This is a genomic window from Rhizobium sp. 16-488-2b, from assembly GCF_017741815.1.
Taxonomy (GTDB): domain Bacteria; phylum Pseudomonadota; class Alphaproteobacteria; order Rhizobiales; family Rhizobiaceae; genus Rhizobium.
Genome location: NZ_JAGHMF010000033.1, coordinates 1 through 15,826 on the forward strand (window position 1 = coordinate 1; position 15,826 = coordinate 15,826).

Below are 15,826 nucleotides of genomic sequence, written 5' to 3' on the forward strand. Positions count from 1 at the left end.
GGGACCAATCAGCATCGCAGCCAATTCAAGAAATCCAGAGCGAAAGTCACCGTCGCCAGCAGCGCCGCCGCCCTCGTTCTGTGAAGCGGCTTATAAGGCTCCAGAGCCAAACAAGTCAACAAGCCTTTTTCAAAAAATCGCAGTTTCTGGCAACTGATTGATTTACCTAGGGAATTTCCAGAAGGCCTGTTTGGGTGCCGGAAATCGCTCCGAAACCGCCGCGATCATGCCCTCTCCCGCCCTGCTTATCGACCAGACACGGGCCGACAGTGGTATGAGCAGGACCGATCTGCCATATAGTGACGCGCACCATTGAGGATCTGATGCCGTTTCGCTTCATACACACCGCCGACATTCACCTGGATTCCCCCCTGCGCTCGCTGGCGCTGCGCGATGAAGCGCTGGCCGAACTGATCGGCAACGCCACCCGCGCGGCCTTCGTTTCGATTATCGACCTCTGCCTGGAAGAACAGGTCGACGCATTGATCATTGCCGGTGATCTCTATGATGGCGACCAGACGTCGATGAAGACAGCGCGTTTTCTGGCCGCGCAGATGCAGCGGCTCAATGCGGCTGACATCGCTGTCTATAAGATACGCGGCAATCATGATGCGCTGTCCAAGATCACCCAGGAGCTGGTGCTCCCTGACAACGTCAAGGTGTTCGGCGGGCGCGCTGAAGCCGTCGAGCGCGTCAAGGATGGTCTCGATATCGCGATCCACGGCTTGAGCTTCGCCAAGCCGCAAGCCCCGGAATCGCTGCTGCCGAAATTCAAGGCGCCGGTCGCGGGCGCGGTCAACATCGGTATCATGCATACAAGCCTCGCCGGTGCACAGGGGCACGATGTCTATGCGCCGTGCAGTGTCTCGGAGCTGCATGCTTCCGGCTTCGACTATTGGGCGCTTGGGCATATCCACCAGCGGACACACCATCAGGGGGCGCGCACGGTGATCATGCCCGGCATGCCGCAGGGCCGCGACATCAACGAGGCCGGCGCCAAGACCGTATCGCTGGTGACGATCGCGGATGACCGTACGATCACCATAGAGGAGTGTCTGACCAGCGTCGCGCAGTTCGAGCGCGTGAGCGTCGATCTCACCGATATCTCGGAATGGCGCGAGGCGGCGGGCGCCATCGAGCTGGCGCTTGCGCGACAACGCGAGAGGACTGCCTCGCCCCACCTCGTCGCTCGCTTGCGGCTTATCGGACAAACGCCGCTCTCCTGGCGGCTGCATCGCGACATCGATCTGTTGCGCACCGAGGCCGAGGAGCGCGGTGATCGTATTGGCCAGACCTGGATCGAGAAGCTGGAGCTTGGCGTGCACACGCCCGAAGAGGTCGGCAAGGCAACAGCCGATCCTGTCATCGAGCTTGGCCAGCTGATGCGTGACAGGGTCATGGCGAGCGCCGGCTTTCGCGACGAGATCGGTGAGATGGTCAAGGATCTGCTCGCCGATCTGCCGCCGGAGAGCCGTCGCTTTGCCGGCGACGACCCGGCGAGCTTCGAGCGCTTTATCGACGAATTGATGCTTGACGGCGCCGACGACATCACCGCGCGGATGAAGACCTGGGATCACGGAGAGAACTGATGCGCCTTCGCCGTCTCGACCTGACCCGCTACGGGAAATTCACCGACCATTCGATCGACTTCGGCGAGCGCTCCAAGGGCAAGCCGGACCTGCACATTATATACGGCCTGAACGAGGCCGGAAAATCGACGACATTCGATGCCTTTCTCGATCTGCTTTTCGGGTTCGGGGCCACCAGCAAATACGACTTCATTCATCCCTATAGTACCATGCAGATCGGCGCGCGGCTGGAGTTCGACGGTGCCGAGCATGAGCTCGTGCGGCTGAAGCGTCGGACCGGTAGTCTCGTCGACAGCAGCGGTCAGCCGGTCAACGAGGGCATGCTGTCGACGGCACTCGGCGGGATTGGACGCGATGCTTACAGGACGATGTTTTCGCTCGACGACCACTCCTTGAAGGAGGGCGGCCAGGCGATCATCCAAAGCAAGGGCGAGCTGGGCGAATTGCTGTTTTCGGCAAGCTCGGGGCTCGCCGGCCTAAATAGGTCACTCGTCATGGCGGCCGACGATGCGGCGGCCATCCATCGCAAGCGTTCGTCAAGCACGAAGCTCGCCGAGTTGAAGCGAGCGTTGGAGACGCTGAAGAACGAGCGCAACGCCATCGATACCTTCGCGGCCGCCTATTCGGTGCTTTCGGCGACATTGTCGCAGGCCAGTGCATCCTATGATGCCGCAGGCGCCGAGTTGGCCGAGGCCAAGCTTCGGCACACGGAGCTGAGCCGCATTCTCTCGACACTGCCGCTGACCTCAGAACTCGATCGCCTGGCGGCGGAATTCGCTGGTCTTGGCGAATTGCCGCGCCCGCCGGCGGATTGGTTCGTGCTGCTGCCGCAGCTTTCGCGCGACGAGACACGACTGCAGGCACTCACAGAGACCGCGGAACGCTCCATTCGGCAGCTGTCGGATGAGATCGATGGCATGATCGTGGATGAACAGGCGCTATCGATCGCCGCGATTATGGAGACGCTTGAGATCGGGCGAGCACGCTACCGGGCGGCAGCGGATGATCTGCCGAAACGCAGAATTGCCCTGGCCGAGCAGGAAGGTGTCCTGTCGCGGTTGCTCTTCGATCTCGATCAGGCGGGACATGAAAATCCGGAGAGATTGCTGCTACCGGCTCCATCCGTCGGTGCCATCCGCGATTTGATGCAGAAACGCTCGGGGATCGACGCTGAAATCGCCTCCGCTGAGCGCGAGCTCAAGCGCGCGAAGGATACCCTCAACCGCTTGAATGAGGATGCGGCTGAGTTTGGTGATGGAACCGAGATGGCCCCAGACACGCAATCGCGCATCGAGAGCGCGCTGGCAAGGCTGACGGATACCGACCTGCTCTCTCGTCTTGCAATCGAGGAGCGGTCTTATCGTCAGCTGCAGCGCAATTTCGATGAGCGGACAGCGCTGCTGGCGCTCTGGTCGGGTGATATCCATGATCTGAAGGACATGAAGGCTGCGGAAGCCCGGCAGCTGGATATGTGGCGATCGCAGGCGACGTCTATCGACAAGCGCGTGAACGAGCATCGCGGCAAGCTTCGCGAGCTCACCAGCGAGCGGGCCGCGAGTTCGGCGCGGATCGCCGCCTTCGCGAGCGAGGGTACGGTCGACGACGGCGCGGCGCAGGCACTGCGCGGCGCGCGCGACGCGGCTTGGCAGAACCATCTCGCCACGCTCGACGGCGCCACCGCTTCGATATTCGAGCAGGCGATGCGGCAAGACGATGCCGCGACAGACAATCGGCTGGCGCGCGCCAAGGAGCTCGCCGAGCTCCGGCAGCTGACGCTTGCAGCCGCCGCCAGCGCGGCCGCCATCGACCGGCAGCAGGAGCTGCTTGCGGAAGCACTGGAGGAACACGATGGATTGGCGGACAAGATCAGCGCTTATTTGCCTGACGCTGTCGAGGCCGGACCGGATGCGTTGGAGCGGCTCTTGGCGCTTGAGAGCTGGACCGGCAGGCGGAGTGCTGCGCTTTCGGCCCGGGATGATCTAAAGAAAAGCGAGTATGAACTGGAGGCGCTCCGCTCTGAACTCGGGCGACATCGTGTTGAGCTTGAGGCAGCCCTAACCGAGGTCGGCGCGCGGTTTGATGCCGACATGCCGGTCGCAAATCTGACGCGGGCCGTGACAAGACTACTCGCCGACAGCAAAAGCCGGGAGGAGGCGCGCGCCAACCATAAGAAGGCGGTGAGCGGCCTGACGCGCGATATTGCGGAGCGGGAGCGCGACCATCAGCAAGCTGTCCTTTCTGGGGATACATGGCGTGATGCCTGGGCGGAGGCGCTGTCAGGCACATGGTTTGCCGACAAGGCAACATCCGTCGCCGCCATCGGCGCTATTTTGTCTACCCTTGCAAGCTTGCCCGGCGTCCTGAAGGAGCGTCAGGATCTGACACAGCGGGTGTCAGCGATGGAGAATGACCAGCGGCAGTTTCGCGCCGAGCTGGCCAACATTCTTGGACAGACAGAGGGCGACATCCATTCAGCCGATGTGCTCGCCGCCGCCAATGCGCTTGTCGAACGCTACAACACCGCCTTGCGTGATCAGCAGCATCGCGCGGACCGACAGGCCACGCTCGAAAAGCTGCAAGCCGGTCGGCAGGCGCTCGACGCGGAGCTTGCCGTTCACAATGCCCGCAAGGCGGAACTGACCGGCTATTTCGGCGCCGACACGCTGGCGGCTGTCGGAAGCTACCTTGAGGCGGCCAAGGAGCGCGACCGGATCGAACGGCGCATGGCGGAGCTTCGCGAGCAGATTGCCCATGGGCTACGCGCCAGGACATATGAGGACGCAGGAAGACTGTTATCGGAGATAGACGCCGCCGAAGTGGAGCATAGCGCGCTGAGCCTTGCTGCCCGGATCGACGATCTGACGGAGCGCGCGCGGATGCTCTATTCCGACATGACCCGCGCCAAGGACAAGCTCGATGCCGTTGGCGGCGACGACGGGGTTGCCCGTATCGAAGCGAAGCGGCGGACTATTTTGCTTGAGATCGAGGCGCTCGCCATTCGCTACCTGACACTGCGAACCGGCACACTGGCCGCCGAACAGGCGCTTCATCTCTACCGCGACAAGCATCGCAGCTCGATGATGAACCGCGCTTCGCAGGCGTTTCAGACGATCACCGGCGGCAATTATTCGGGCCTCGCCACGCAGCCGGACAAGGAAAAGGAGATCCTGATCGGCGTATCGCGCGATGGCGGATCGAAACTCGCAGATTCCATGTCGACCGGAACGCAATTTCAGCTCTATCTGGCGCTCAGGCTGGCCGGTTATGAGGAGTTCGCCGCCGTTAGGCCGGCTGTGCCCTTCGTTGCCGACGACATCATGGAGAGCTTCGATAATCCCCGCTCCGAAGAGGTCTTCCGCCTGCTTGGGGAGATGGCGAAGATGGGCCAGGTCATCTATCTCACGCACCATCTACATTTGTGCGAGATCGCCAAATCCGTCGTTCCCCAGGTGAAGATCCATCAGCTGGGATAGGCGTTTGAACATACGGCGGCAGCGAGATCGAGGTCAGAATGTCTTGACGGCCTCCGCGTTCTCGATCGCCGCGACATCACCCGGCCGATCGCGCTTGACGTATTCATTGACGAGCGGAGCGGAGACGGCCGGATTGCTGAAGCTCCAGATTCCGGAGCGCACGCCTTCCATGACGGTGGCGTAGACCGCGAGATCGATCGCCTGCCGGACGGCGAGCTGCGTCGGCTCGTTGCGGGTGTAACCGGCCTCGATCTGCAGCAACTTGTCCGTCGAGACGAACTTGTAGACATTGGCGTTCACGCCGGCGGAATAGACGGTCTTCGTCGTCGTGACGCTCAGGAGCACCTCGCCCGTCTGCACCGAGACGATGCGCACGCCGACAGTGACCACGTCGCGGCGATATTGTGCATCGGCGCCGATGCCGAGGAAATTCGCTCCGACGCCGCCAGTGATGGTGTTGGCGTCGTAGGTCAGGATGCCGCCTTGAACGATGAGCCCGGCGAAGCGGATGGGCGGCAATGTCTTCATCGCGTCCATCGAATATTCCTGCCGCGTCGCGCGGATCAGCTGGCGCTCCTGCAGAAGATCGTTCAGGCCCGTGCGCTCGACCACGGTAAACCAGTTGCCGCCGCCCGCGCGCTTCAGCGCGTCGATGATCAGGCCGGAGCCACCCTGGGTTACGGCCCGGGAGAACACAGCGACATTGTCGTTCGGCTCATTCTTGCCGGTGAGATCGGGGAACTGGTAGACGGCGATATCGACCTTCTTGGCCGGCGGCGGAAGGTTTTCGAGGTTGGTGCGTGTCGGCGACGGCGGTGTCACCACCGGCGGCTCCTGAAGCGGTTCCTTGGTGGCTGTTGTCTCCACGCAGCCCGTAAGCAGCAAGGCACTAAGGATAGCGAGAACTCGAACCATTTTCATACGCGGTACTTCCACGAGACGTTGAGACGCTTTACGGGGTCGCAGGCACGGTCACGTTAGTGATCGTCGAGCCGTCATTGATGCTGATCTGGATTTCGCCACCGACGCGCACGAACGAGATCGTCGTTCCCGCCAGCGTGTAGCTCCCGCTCGTCTGGGCATTCGCGCCGAACAGAGATTCGGTGATCTGGTTGGCCAGTGAGGCATAGAGCTGGCTGGTTAGCTGATTGGCAAACATCTGCCCGGGGGTCAGGGCCGAGGAGCCTGAAAGCGCGGACTTGCCGCTGTCCTTGTGCTGGTTCTGTGCATCGGCCTGCGACATCATCCAGTTGCCGTTCAGCGGGCTGCCGCCGAAGGACGGATTGACGGGCGTGTATACCAGGCTGCCTGCCTGCGCCGCGCAGGCAGAGGCCAGAACCGCCAGGCCAACCACTACACTTCTCAGACGCTGTGCCATCGCCTTTACCTCTGACTGAACTGTTGGACCGTGATCGTCTGCCCGCTGACCGTCGAGGAAAGGCCGTAGCTCAGGCCATTGCCCATCTGCGTCTGCAAGACCGTGTTGTTGCTTCCGGTCAGCACAACGCTGGCGCTGTTATTGTTGCCGACCTGCAGACTCTCGACCGCGTTTGCATTGCCAGTCACCGAATAGGAGACCCAGTTGCCGTCGCCGATCTGCGTCTCGGAAATCCGGTTCGCGGCGCCGTTCTGCGTGATCGAAGCGGTGTTGTTCGACCCCGTCTGTTCGACCAACGCGACATTGCCGCCGCTGCTTGGCGCGGCCGTGCTGGCGGGCTGCGGCGCCAACAGATAATTTCCGAGATCGGTATAAGCCGATCCCGCATCCTGCGCAGAGGCCGTTGCGCCGGTGAGCGCGAAAATGAGCCCGGCTGTCGCCGACGCGAATTGCAAGGCTGATCTATTTGCCATTGGAGACCTCGTCGAAAACGCATTCGAACTCGGCGCCCAGCGCGTCGCCGGTGAGTTGCACGCGAACGCGCGTGCCCCTGGCGTAATCGAGCTTCGATTCACCGACGAAAACGGGATCGCTGGTCGGAATGCTGAAGGAGCCGGATTGCGTGACATTGGAATTGCCGCTCCGGCCCTCCTTGAGAACCTCGAAGCGATATTTGCCGAAAGCCGGCACGGGACTGACGATCCGCCCCCTCAGGCGGATTGCGCTCTTCGAGCGCGTGGCATCGACCGTGCACGAAATTGCGGGGGGAGACCCCATATCCATTCCACCCATTCCACCCCTCCTGTGGAAGTGGGGCGGCGTAGCCGCCCCACTGTATGCACTGCGGTTAATTCTGAACGATGGTTGCGACGTGGCCGCTACCGGTCTGCGAGGTCACCGAGACGTTGCCGTAGTTCGTCTGGGTGACGGACGCGAGGTTGCTCGTCCCGTTCTGCGCGTAGCTCACATAGTTGTTGGTGCCGGTCTGGCTGATCTGAGCCTCGTTTTCCTGGCCTGCGCTACCACCATACTGCGAGCCGAAGCTCTTGTTCGAGTTACCACTCTGCGTGATCGTAGCGATCGCATAGTTGCCCTGATTGCTCAGGACATAGTTGCTGTCACCAGTCTGATTGATCTGCGCGCTCGCATAATTGCCGGTTTGGCTGGTATTGATATAGTTGCCGTAGCCTGTCTGCGAGCCGTTGACGACGCTGTAGCTTCCCGTCTGCGAATTGATCAACTGGTTGTTATTGCCCTGCTGAACAAACGGCGTGTCGGAGGAAAGGCTACCGTCCGAGAGACCAATCGCGTTGTTGTTGCCGCTCTGAACTGAGCTCGCGTAGTTGCCCGAGCCGATTTGCCAAATATTCGCGCCCAGCCAATCACCGCTCTGTGTGATGGCCAGACCATTGCCGTCACCTGCACCCTGCACCGCGACAGCGTAGTTGAGACTTGCCGAGGTTTGGTTGATCGCAATGTTGTTGTTGCTACCATTGACCGGATACCAATTGCCGGTCACGTCCTGTGCCCAGTTACCCACGGCCTGGCGCGTAAATGCCAATCCGCCGGTACCGTTTTGCGTGACTGAGATGTTGTTGTTGTTGCCGCCCTGCACGATGTCAAAGGCGTTGTTGTTACCAGCCTGATAGACCCCGGCCTTGCTGCCGTTCGACGACGAATCCTGAACGATCGTGTCGTAGTTCGGCGAGTTGGTCCAGCCGACATTCGGCCTACCGTTGTTCGTGCCATTCTGCTGAAGCTCGACATCACCATTGAAGCCGGCCTGAGAGATATGGGCGGTGTTGGTCGTACCGGATTGGAAACCGGCAGCATCGCGGGAGACCCAGTTGTTGTTGCCGGTCTGCGTGATCGTCAACTGGTTGTCACCGGTTCCGCCGCCGTTCTGCTGCAGGAAATAGTTCCCGCCACTGCCGACATGGTTGCCGCTACCACTTTGCGTGATCGTCGCGTCCTGGCTCGAGTCGAGCTGATTGAGGTAGATAGTATTATTGTCCGCGAAAGCAGACGATGCGCCAAGAAGCGCGACGACAGCCGTAGACAAAAGAAGTTTCATTCTCATTTTCGTCCTCCAATTGCGAGAATTTCTTTTTGCCGCTTGCATTCGGAACTGACGCAATACACTCAATGTTACCGATTTCTTAATAAAGCACACAAATATATACATTATACAACTGTAAATCGATTCAAACGGGGATCATCCAAAAGGGGTACATAATTCTTCTCTAATATTCCAAGATCCGCGTTGAACATTTGCCGCGACTAGTGTTGTTTGATGCAAAACACGGGAATTGACGGGAGGAGCGATCGGTGTCCGTGCGTAACGCTCTGGCGGCATGTGTTGTATTGCCTGCCGTTTTCTCCACGCCCACTTTGGCGCAACAGACTGGTTCGACGGCAACTGCGGCCGCAACGCTATGCGACGCCGACTGCATCCGATCCAACTCCGAAACGGTCGCGCAGATGTGCGCTCGTCCCATCGAGGCGCAGGCGCCAATCGATTTCGAATGGGTAAACCGCCCCTACGCGAGCTTCTTCCAGGAGGCCGATCCGCCCGAAGGACAATCCTCAGTCGTTATCTACAGGGGAGATTCCATCCGCTTCGTCACGCCTAAGAAGGAGTGGATCCGGATGACGTTCGAGTGCGCCTACGACGCGACCGCCAAGAAACTGGTCGCCGTGCGCTTGAAACCCGGCCGAATTGGGCAGCAACCACCCATGATCGCTTCCGCGACGCCCGCACCACCTTCCCCCAAGGCCGCGCAGATGCAGCAACCGAGCCATATCGACGGCGCGGCATTGGGCGCCGCCATCCAGCGGGCCGTCAGGCGGCCCAAGCCGGCGGCAAAGCCCTCGCGGACGATGAACATCGGCGAGCCAAGCGGCATCGAGGTCGAGCAGATGGCGATTACTCCGAACTGATTTCGCGCGCATCAAAGCCTGCCTGACGTACGGGCGCATTGGCTCTATCAAGATCGAAAATCGGCACCACAATCACGCTCCTGACGGAGCCATAAGAAGTCACCCCGCTTGACCTCAAGCCCAGTGCTTCCCAGGTATCCTTGAGCTCATCCGAATGGCACGGGCGCAGCAGGAGATAGCACGATGCAGATTACCTATCACGTCGGACAGCACGATGGTGGCTATGGATACCGCCTTGGCGATGTCTGGTCCGAAACATTTCCCACGCATGGCGCAGCGCTTTCCGCGGCCAAGGCCGCCGCGAGCCGACAGCATGTCGAAGGCCGCGACGCGGAGATCCAATATCAGACCGCTGATGGTTCGTGGCATACGGAGCATGCCAGCGGCGGCGATCGCCCCGATACCGAGGTGATTGACGATCGCTGAGCGCTGGGCGACCTTTCGCCAGAACATCACCGACACAGGAACACAAAATGGCCACGACACCCCGACGCCCCGTCAATGCAATGGATGCGGCGGAAGCCTTGTTCAAGCCCGCCAAAAAGCAACCAGCAGCCGCCATCGAGCGGCCGGCGATCCCGAATGCGAAGGAAATGGTGTCGATCAAGATCGACAGCGATGTTCTGGCATTTTTCCAGGAAGATGGCCCCGGCTGGCAGGAGCGGATCAATGACTGCCTGCGCGCGGCGATGAAGGCTGGCCGCTGATTGCTGACCGAACGGCAGCGTGTCGTCGTGGTGCTAGCCGAGATGCTTTGGCAGGGGGCCACGACGATGCGTGCTGCGCGGCAAACTCAGACTAGCGCCCGCCTTCAACGAGGGAAATGGGGCATGAATATGACGTGTACGTAAAAGGAAATATATCAGATCGAATATCTCTTAATCGGGACATTTTCTTATCGAAACGCCCCGATCCGTAGCGATCGGAACCGATAGCAGCGGCAACGACCTTGACAGCATAAGCCTTGCGCTCAAAAGCCGGGACATATGTTTGCTTAAGGTTATCGGCATGAAACTCCTCACGTCACTCTCCGCGTTTGTCGGCAAGACATTCGCCCTCTGGGTCATCCTGTTCGCGGTTCTCGGCTTTCTGCTCCCGGATGTGTTCAAGCATGTGACACCCTATATCGTCACGCTGCTCGGTATCATCATGTTCGGCATGGGCCTGACGATCTCTGTCGATGACTTCCGCGAACTGAGCCGCCGCCCGGTCGAGGTCGCGATCGGCGTCGTCGCGCACTTCGTCATCATGCCCGCCCTGGCTTTGCTCCTGACCGTGCTCATCCCGATGCCGCCGGAAGTCGCCGCCGGCGTCATTCTCGTCGGCTGCTGCCCCGGCGGCACGTCGAGCAACGTGATGACCTATCTCGCCAAGGGCGACGTCGCGCTGAGCGTCGCCTGCACCAGCGTCACCACGCTGGCCGCCCCGATCGTAACGCCCTTCCTCGTCTGGATGTTCGCCAGCCAATATCTGCCTGTGAACGCCATGGCGATGTTCATGAGCATCCTGCAGGTCATCATCCTGCCGCTGGCGCTGGGCTTCCTGGCACAGAAAGTGCTGCCGCGCCTGGTCGAAAAGACCGTGCCTGCCTTGCCGCTCGTCAGCGTCGTCGGCATCGTGCTGATCGTCGCGGCCGTTGTCGGCGCCAGCAAGGGCGCCATCGCACAGTCCGGCCTGCTGATCTTCGCGGTCGTTGTCCTGCACAACGGCCTCGGGTACCTGCTCGGCTTCTTCGCCGCCAAGGCGTTCGGGCTCAATCTCTACAAGCGCAAGGCGCTGGCCATCGAAGTCGGCATGCAGAACAGTGGCCTTGGCGCCGCGCTCGCTACCGCATATTTCTCGCCGGTGGCAGCCGTGCCCAGCGCCATCTTCAGCGTCTGGCACAATATCTCCGGCGCGCTTCTGGCGAACTACTTCTCCAGTCGGACCGATGACGCCGCGGAAAACAAGCCGCTCGAGGCATCCTGATCTCTCACCGCAAACGCCACACAATCGATCCAATGGCCCGCCGAAAGCGGGCCATTTTCATTTTCCGTCACCCGCCCGGCAAGGCCTCACGATAAAATAACCAGTTGGTGAATTGTTTACTTGAACGGCCGGTTCGAATCGTCAAAAGTAAGCGCGCTAACCAATCCCGTCATCGATTTGCCGTCCTTTGCGGACCCGCGCCGAACACCTCTATTTTGGAATGATACCGTGAGCAGCGATGCTTTGAACCGTGTAGCGAAGCCGTCGGCTTCGATGGCAAAGGCGACTGCGGCAGGATGGGGCAAGGGCCTCTCCACGTTGGTCCGCATCACCGTCATGGCCTTGCGCCACCCATGGCAGTCCGGCCTTGCGATCGGCGCCACCCTGATCGCCTCTTCGTTCCAGCTGATGATCCCGCGCTTGCTCGGGCACGCGGTGGATCACACCCAGGCGGTCGTCGAGGGCGGCGCTGCCGGCCTTGTCGCCCAGGATGCGCTGCTGACGACCGCCTTGTTGTTGCTCGGCGCCAGCGTCATGCGCGGTGTCTTCACCATGGTGCAGAACTACTACAGCGAAAGCGTCGGCCACCACATGGGCTACGAGCTTCGCATTGCCTGCTACGAAAAGATCCAGCGGCTCTCCTTCAGCTTCCACGACAGCGTGCACTCCGGCGACCTGATCACCATCGGCCTGCTCGATCTGGAGGGTGTTCGCATGTATTTCTCGACAGCGCTGGTACGCATGGTGCTGCTGACCATGCTGATCGGCATTGGTGCCTACATGCTCCTGTCGACCGACGTGGTGCTCGGCCTGCTGGCGCTGAGCTTCGTTCCCTTCGTCGGCTGGCGTTCATCGGTGACGCAGCTGCGGTTGCGCGCCACTTGGCTGGTGCTGCAGGAACGGCTTTCGGTCCTGACCCGCATCATGGAAGAAAACCTCGGTGGCATTCGCGTTGTCCGCGCTTTCGCATCCCATGCCTATGAGATGTTGAAGTTCGAAGCGGCGTCTAAGAGCGCGCTGGAGCTCGCCCATCAACGCGTCGGGATCCGCGTCATCAACACCAGCGCGATGACCTTCTCCTTCTTCGCCGCCATGGGCCTCGTGCTCTGGGTCGGCGGTGGCAAGGTGATATCGGGCGAGATCACCGTCGGCACGCTCGCATCATTCCTCACCTTCATGACCATCCTGCAGATGCCGGTGCGACAGCTTGGCCTGATGGTCAACGCCTTCGCCCGCGCCTCCACCTGCGGCACGCGACTGTTCGAGCTGCTCGATCTCGAGATCGCCGTTCGCGATGCGCCGGACGCGAAGGAGTTGAAGATCACCGAGGGTACGCTTCGGTTCGAGAATGTAAGCTTCAGCTATCCAAGCACGCCGACGCAGCAGGCGCTGCGCGGCATCTCCTTCGAGGCGAAGCGTGGCGAAACGATCGGTATCGTTGGCCCTCCAGGCAGCGGCAAGTCGACGCTCGCGCATCTTATCCCCCGCTTCTACGATGTCACCGGCGGCCGCGTCACCATCGATGGCCAGGATGTGCGCAAGGCGACGCTTCAGTCGCTGCGCCGCTCCGTCTCCATCGTGCAGCAGGACTCCTTCCTCTTCACCACATCGATCGAGAACAACATCGCCTATGGCGACCCATGGGCGAAGGAAAGCCGCATCGCCGGCGCCAGCGAGAGCGCGCAGCTGCACAACTACGTGCTTGGCCTGCCGACGGGCTACGACACCGTCGTCGGCGAGCGCGGCGTGTCGCTCTCCGGCGGCCAGCGCCAGCGCCTTTCGATCGCCCGCGCCCTGATGCTGAAGCCCGCGGTGATGGTTTTTGACGATTCCACGGCCGCGATCGATGCCGCGACCGAGCAACGCATCCGGTCAGCCATGCGCAAATACGCCGCCGACCGGGTGACGATCATCGTCGCCCACCGGTTGAGCTCGCTGATGCATGCGGACCAGATATTGTTCATCGAGGAAGGCGAGATCGTCGAGCGCGGCACACATGAAGAGCTGCTGGCCGCGAACGGGCGTTACAAGGCGCTTTACGATCTGCAGGTGCGTCCCGGCGACGAAGCCGTGAGCGCCTAGGGAGAAAGACATGGCCGAGGAAATGGAAACTGAACGCTCTGACGTTCGCGAGGACGGACGCCGGCCGCCGCGCGCGGTGGTGGGATCGCAGCGCGTCGAAGAGGAGATGTTCGGCAAGGCCTTTGACGGCAACGTCATCAAGCGGATATGGGCCTTCGTTCGACCCTATCGGCGCGACGTCGTGCTTTCGGTCTGCGCGGTGCTGACGTTCACGCTGATGCAGTTGATGATCCCGCTGATCATCCGCTACGCGATCGACCATGGCATGCAGCAGGATGGCAGCCATTCGGCGCTGACATGGGCCGTCGTTGCTTTCCTCGTCGCGATCCTGATCAATTACGGGGCGAGCTACGCGCAGGAGACGCTTGTTGGTGGCGTGGCGGAGAACGTGCTTTTCGACATTCGCCGGCAGATGTTCTCGCACCTACAGCGCGTCTCGCTGTCCTTCATGGACAAGACCGAGGTCGGCCGCCTGATGTCGCGCCTGCAAGGCGACGTCAATTCGATGCAGGAATTCCTGGAAACATCGGTTCTTTCGGTCGGCGACATGACGCTGCTCGTCGGCATCGTCGGCGTCATGCTTTATCTCGACCCGAAGCTTGGCCTGCTGACGCTTTCGGTTCTGCCGATCCTGTTCATCGTCCGCCTCTTCTGGCTGCCGCTTGCCCGCAAGTCGTTCATGGCCGCGCACGAGACCAATTCCGTGGCCAACGGCGCCCTGGCCGAGGCGATCCATGGCGTGCGCGCCGTGCAGAGCATGGACCGGGAGGGCGTCAACTTCACGCTCTATGACGACAAGGCGAAGGCGAACCTTCAGACGCATCTCACTGCAGCGCGTTACGCGCAGGTGATGGTGCCAATCGTCGATTCACTGACGGGTGTCGCCATGGCGCTTGTCATCGTCGTCGGTGGCGCGCGTGTGCTCAACCAGGCGCTTGATGTCGGCGTGCTCGTGGCGTTCCTGTTCTATATCCAGCGCTTCTTCGACCCGATCCGTTCGCTGACGCTGCAATACTCCGTCATGCAGCGCGCCATGGCATCCGGCCAACGCTTGACCGAAGTGCTCGACGTGCCGATCGACATCAAGGACGCAGCCGATGCCGTTGTTCTCTCCAAGGACATGGACGGCTCCGTCGAGTTCCGCGACGTGGTCTTCGGCTATAATCCGAAGCATCCGGTGCTCAAGCATGTGAGCTTCAAGGTCAACCCGGGCGAAACCGTCGCTCTTGTCGGTCCAACCGGCTCGGGCAAGTCGAGCTGCATGTCGCTGATCCACCGCTTTTATGATGTACAAAAGGGACAGGTGCTTGTCGGCGGCCACGATGTCCGCGCGCTGACACAGGATTCGCTTGGCGACCAGATCGCCATGGTGCTGCAGGAGCCGTTCCTCTTCACCGGAACCGTGTTCGAAAACATCCGTTATCACAAGCACAACGCGACGCGGGAGAAGGTCATCGAAGCCGCCAAGGCGGTCGGCGCGCATGATTTCATCATGCGCCTGCCCGAGGGATACGACAGCATGCTGGGCGAACGCGGCGGCAATCTCTCGCTCGGGCAGCGCCAGCTTTTGTCCTTCGCGCGTGCGCTTGTGGCCGATGCGAAAATCCTGGTGCTGGACGAGGCGACCGCGAATATCGACAGCTATACGGAGATGCTGATCCAGAAGGCGCTGGTGAAATTGCTTGAAGGACGCACGGGGTTGGTAATCGCCCACAGATTGGCGACCATCCGCGAGGCCGACCGGATCATCGTTTTGCAGAACGGCGAGCTCGTCGAAAGCGGCAGCCATCAGCAACTCATGGCGAACCGCAAACTTTACGCGCGGCTTTACGACCTCAACTACGCGTCATTTGACGACATCCCGGAGACTGTCTGTATGACGCCAATGGGTTCGACCTAAACCACCACTATTACGCGTCAGCAGACTTGACACTACGTCATCGTTTGACATCATTCCAGGGTTGCACTGGCACCGCGAAACCATCTTGGAGAGCGCCGCCATTGGATGGTTTCTGCGTCACTCGCCGCTACCACCGACACATTGCAAATGATGGCGTTGAGATGCGAACCGCTAGCCAGCTCCAACCGATCGCGGGGCTCTGACCGGGGCGGCTTACCGACTTCAAGGGCCAACCGATGACATCCTCGACTGCCACGGACGGCGGGCCTGAGATTGCGCGTGGGTCAAATCTCAGCCCCGACGTCCCCTGCTCCGCTGAGCGCGGCATTCCATTGGCATTCCATTTGCCCCCTCCATAGCCGAGCGACAGGCTTGCCTCTTGCATTCAGACACGATGGGATGTTGTTTCCCTCATAAATTGTAGATAGAAGTGACCGTTGCGAAAGCGCTTGGCACGCGACCGCCACGCTCGCCGCAAGGTCGACACAGGCAGCGG

Annotated in this window: 13 protein-coding genes; 8 read left to right on the forward strand and 5 right to left on the reverse strand. The window is 60.9% G+C overall.

The features are described from left to right. The first annotated feature begins 323 nt into the window (after positions 1-323). Positions 324-1,589 carry a metallophosphoesterase family protein gene (locus J5286_RS23360; protein ID WP_209192075.1) on the forward strand — a complete coding sequence of 422 codons (1,266 nt, stop codon included), beginning with the start codon at positions 324-326 and terminating at the stop codon, positions 1,587-1,589. Continuing rightward, positions 1,589-5,062, forward strand: coding sequence for an AAA family ATPase (locus J5286_RS23365; protein WP_209192076.1), 3,474 nt, complete (start codon positions 1,589-1,591; stop codon positions 5,060-5,062). Before J5286_RS23360 ends, J5286_RS23365 begins: the two co-directional genes overlap by 1 nt. Before the next feature lie 33 nt (positions 5,063-5,095). Here J5286_RS23365 and J5286_RS23370 read toward each other — a convergent pair whose 3' ends face one another. Genes J5286_RS23370 through J5286_RS23390 form a run of 5 tightly spaced genes read right to left on the reverse strand, consistent with a single transcriptional unit; the run spans position 5,096 to position 8,520 of the window. Beyond that, a complete protein-coding gene (locus J5286_RS23370) occupies positions 5,096-5,983 on the reverse strand; it encodes a CsgG/HfaB family protein (RefSeq protein WP_348529283.1) in 888 nt (295 codons plus the stop codon). 31 nt (positions 5,984-6,014) lie between these two features. Then, positions 6,015-6,440 carry a curli production assembly/transport component CsgF gene (locus J5286_RS23375; RefSeq protein ID WP_209192077.1) on the reverse strand — a complete coding sequence of 142 codons (426 nt, stop codon included), beginning with the start codon at positions 6,438-6,440 and terminating at the stop codon, positions 6,015-6,017. Between the two features lie 5 nt (positions 6,441-6,445). After that, positions 6,446-6,913: a curlin subunit CsgB gene (locus tag J5286_RS23380; protein WP_209192078.1), complete on the reverse strand. Its 468-nt coding sequence runs from the start codon at positions 6,911-6,913 to the stop codon at positions 6,446-6,448. After that, a complete protein-coding gene (csgH, locus tag J5286_RS23385; protein WP_209192079.1) occupies positions 6,903-7,232 on the reverse strand; it encodes a curli-like amyloid fiber formation chaperone CsgH in 330 nt (109 codons plus the stop codon). The genes J5286_RS23380 and csgH overlap by 11 nt, the downstream gene beginning before the upstream one ends. Before the next feature lie 55 nt (positions 7,233-7,287). After that, positions 7,288-8,520 carry a curlin gene (locus J5286_RS23390; protein WP_209192080.1) on the reverse strand — a complete coding sequence of 411 codons (1,233 nt, stop codon included), beginning with the start codon at positions 8,518-8,520 and terminating at the stop codon, positions 7,288-7,290. Between the two features lie 401 nt (positions 8,521-8,921). Here J5286_RS23390 and J5286_RS23395 point away from each other — a divergent pair, with 401 nt between their 5' ends. The 6 genes from J5286_RS23395 to J5286_RS23420 all read left to right on the forward strand — a co-directional run bounded on the left by J5286_RS23395 (position 8,922) and on the right by J5286_RS23420 (position 15,330). Further along, complete coding sequence (locus J5286_RS23395; RefSeq protein WP_209192081.1) at positions 8,922-9,380, forward strand: hypothetical protein; 459 nt, start codon at positions 8,922-8,924, stop codon at positions 9,378-9,380. Between the two features lie 183 nt (positions 9,381-9,563). Next, positions 9,564-9,806 (forward strand): DUF2188 domain-containing protein, encoded by a 243-nt coding sequence (locus J5286_RS23400; RefSeq protein WP_018900878.1) that lies wholly within the window; start codon positions 9,564-9,566, stop codon positions 9,804-9,806. Positions 9,807-9,853: 47 nt separating this feature from the next. Beyond that, a complete protein-coding gene (locus J5286_RS23405) occupies positions 9,854-10,087 on the forward strand; it encodes a BrnA antitoxin family protein (RefSeq protein ID WP_209192082.1) in 234 nt (77 codons plus the stop codon). 301 nt (positions 10,088-10,388) lie between these two features. After that, entirely contained in the window at positions 10,389-11,348 is a 960-nt protein-coding gene (locus tag J5286_RS23410; RefSeq protein WP_209192083.1) for a bile acid:sodium symporter family protein, read from the forward strand. Between the two features lie 273 nt (positions 11,349-11,621). Beyond that, a complete protein-coding gene (locus tag J5286_RS23415) occupies positions 11,622-13,430 on the forward strand; it encodes an ABC transporter ATP-binding protein (RefSeq protein ID WP_245206487.1) in 1,809 nt (602 codons plus the stop codon). Positions 13,431-13,440: 10 nt separating this feature from the next. Beyond that, positions 13,441-15,330 (forward strand): ABC transporter ATP-binding protein, encoded by a 1,890-nt coding sequence (locus J5286_RS23420; RefSeq protein WP_209192085.1) that lies wholly within the window; start codon positions 13,441-13,443, stop codon positions 15,328-15,330. Positions 15,331-15,826 lie beyond the last annotated feature (496 nt).

Coding starts and splice junctions, on each gene's coding strand:
- J5286_RS23380 (WP_209192078.1), bottom strand. CDS start 6,913: ATGGCAAATAGATCAGCCTTGCAATTCGCGTCGGCGACAGCCGGGCTC.
- J5286_RS23365 (WP_209192076.1), top strand. CDS start 1,589: ATGCGCCTTCGCCGTCTCGACCTGACCCGCTACGGGAAATTCACCGAC.
- J5286_RS23420 (WP_209192085.1), top strand. CDS start 13,441: ATGGCCGAGGAAATGGAAACTGAACGCTCTGACGTTCGCGAGGACGGA.
- csgH (WP_209192079.1), bottom strand. CDS start 7,232: ATGGGTGGAATGGATATGGGGTCTCCCCCCGCAATTTCGTGCACGGTC.
- J5286_RS23395 (WP_209192081.1), top strand. CDS start 8,922: ATGTGCGCTCGTCCCATCGAGGCGCAGGCGCCAATCGATTTCGAATGG.
- J5286_RS23360 (WP_209192075.1), top strand. CDS start 324: ATGCCGTTTCGCTTCATACACACCGCCGACATTCACCTGGATTCCCCC.
- J5286_RS23375 (WP_209192077.1), bottom strand. CDS start 6,440: ATGGCACAGCGTCTGAGAAGTGTAGTGGTTGGCCTGGCGGTTCTGGCC.
- J5286_RS23405 (WP_209192082.1), top strand. CDS start 9,854: ATGGCCACGACACCCCGACGCCCCGTCAATGCAATGGATGCGGCGGAA.
- J5286_RS23390 (WP_209192080.1), bottom strand. CDS start 8,520: ATGAGAATGAAACTTCTTTTGTCTACGGCTGTCGTCGCGCTTCTTGGC.
- J5286_RS23410 (WP_209192083.1), top strand. CDS start 10,389: ATGAAACTCCTCACGTCACTCTCCGCGTTTGTCGGCAAGACATTCGCC.
- J5286_RS23400 (WP_018900878.1), top strand. CDS start 9,564: ATGCAGATTACCTATCACGTCGGACAGCACGATGGTGGCTATGGATAC.
- J5286_RS23415 (WP_245206487.1), top strand. CDS start 11,622: ATGGCAAAGGCGACTGCGGCAGGATGGGGCAAGGGCCTCTCCACGTTG.
- J5286_RS23370 (WP_348529283.1), bottom strand. CDS start 5,983: ATGAAAATGGTTCGAGTTCTCGCTATCCTTAGTGCCTTGCTGCTTACG.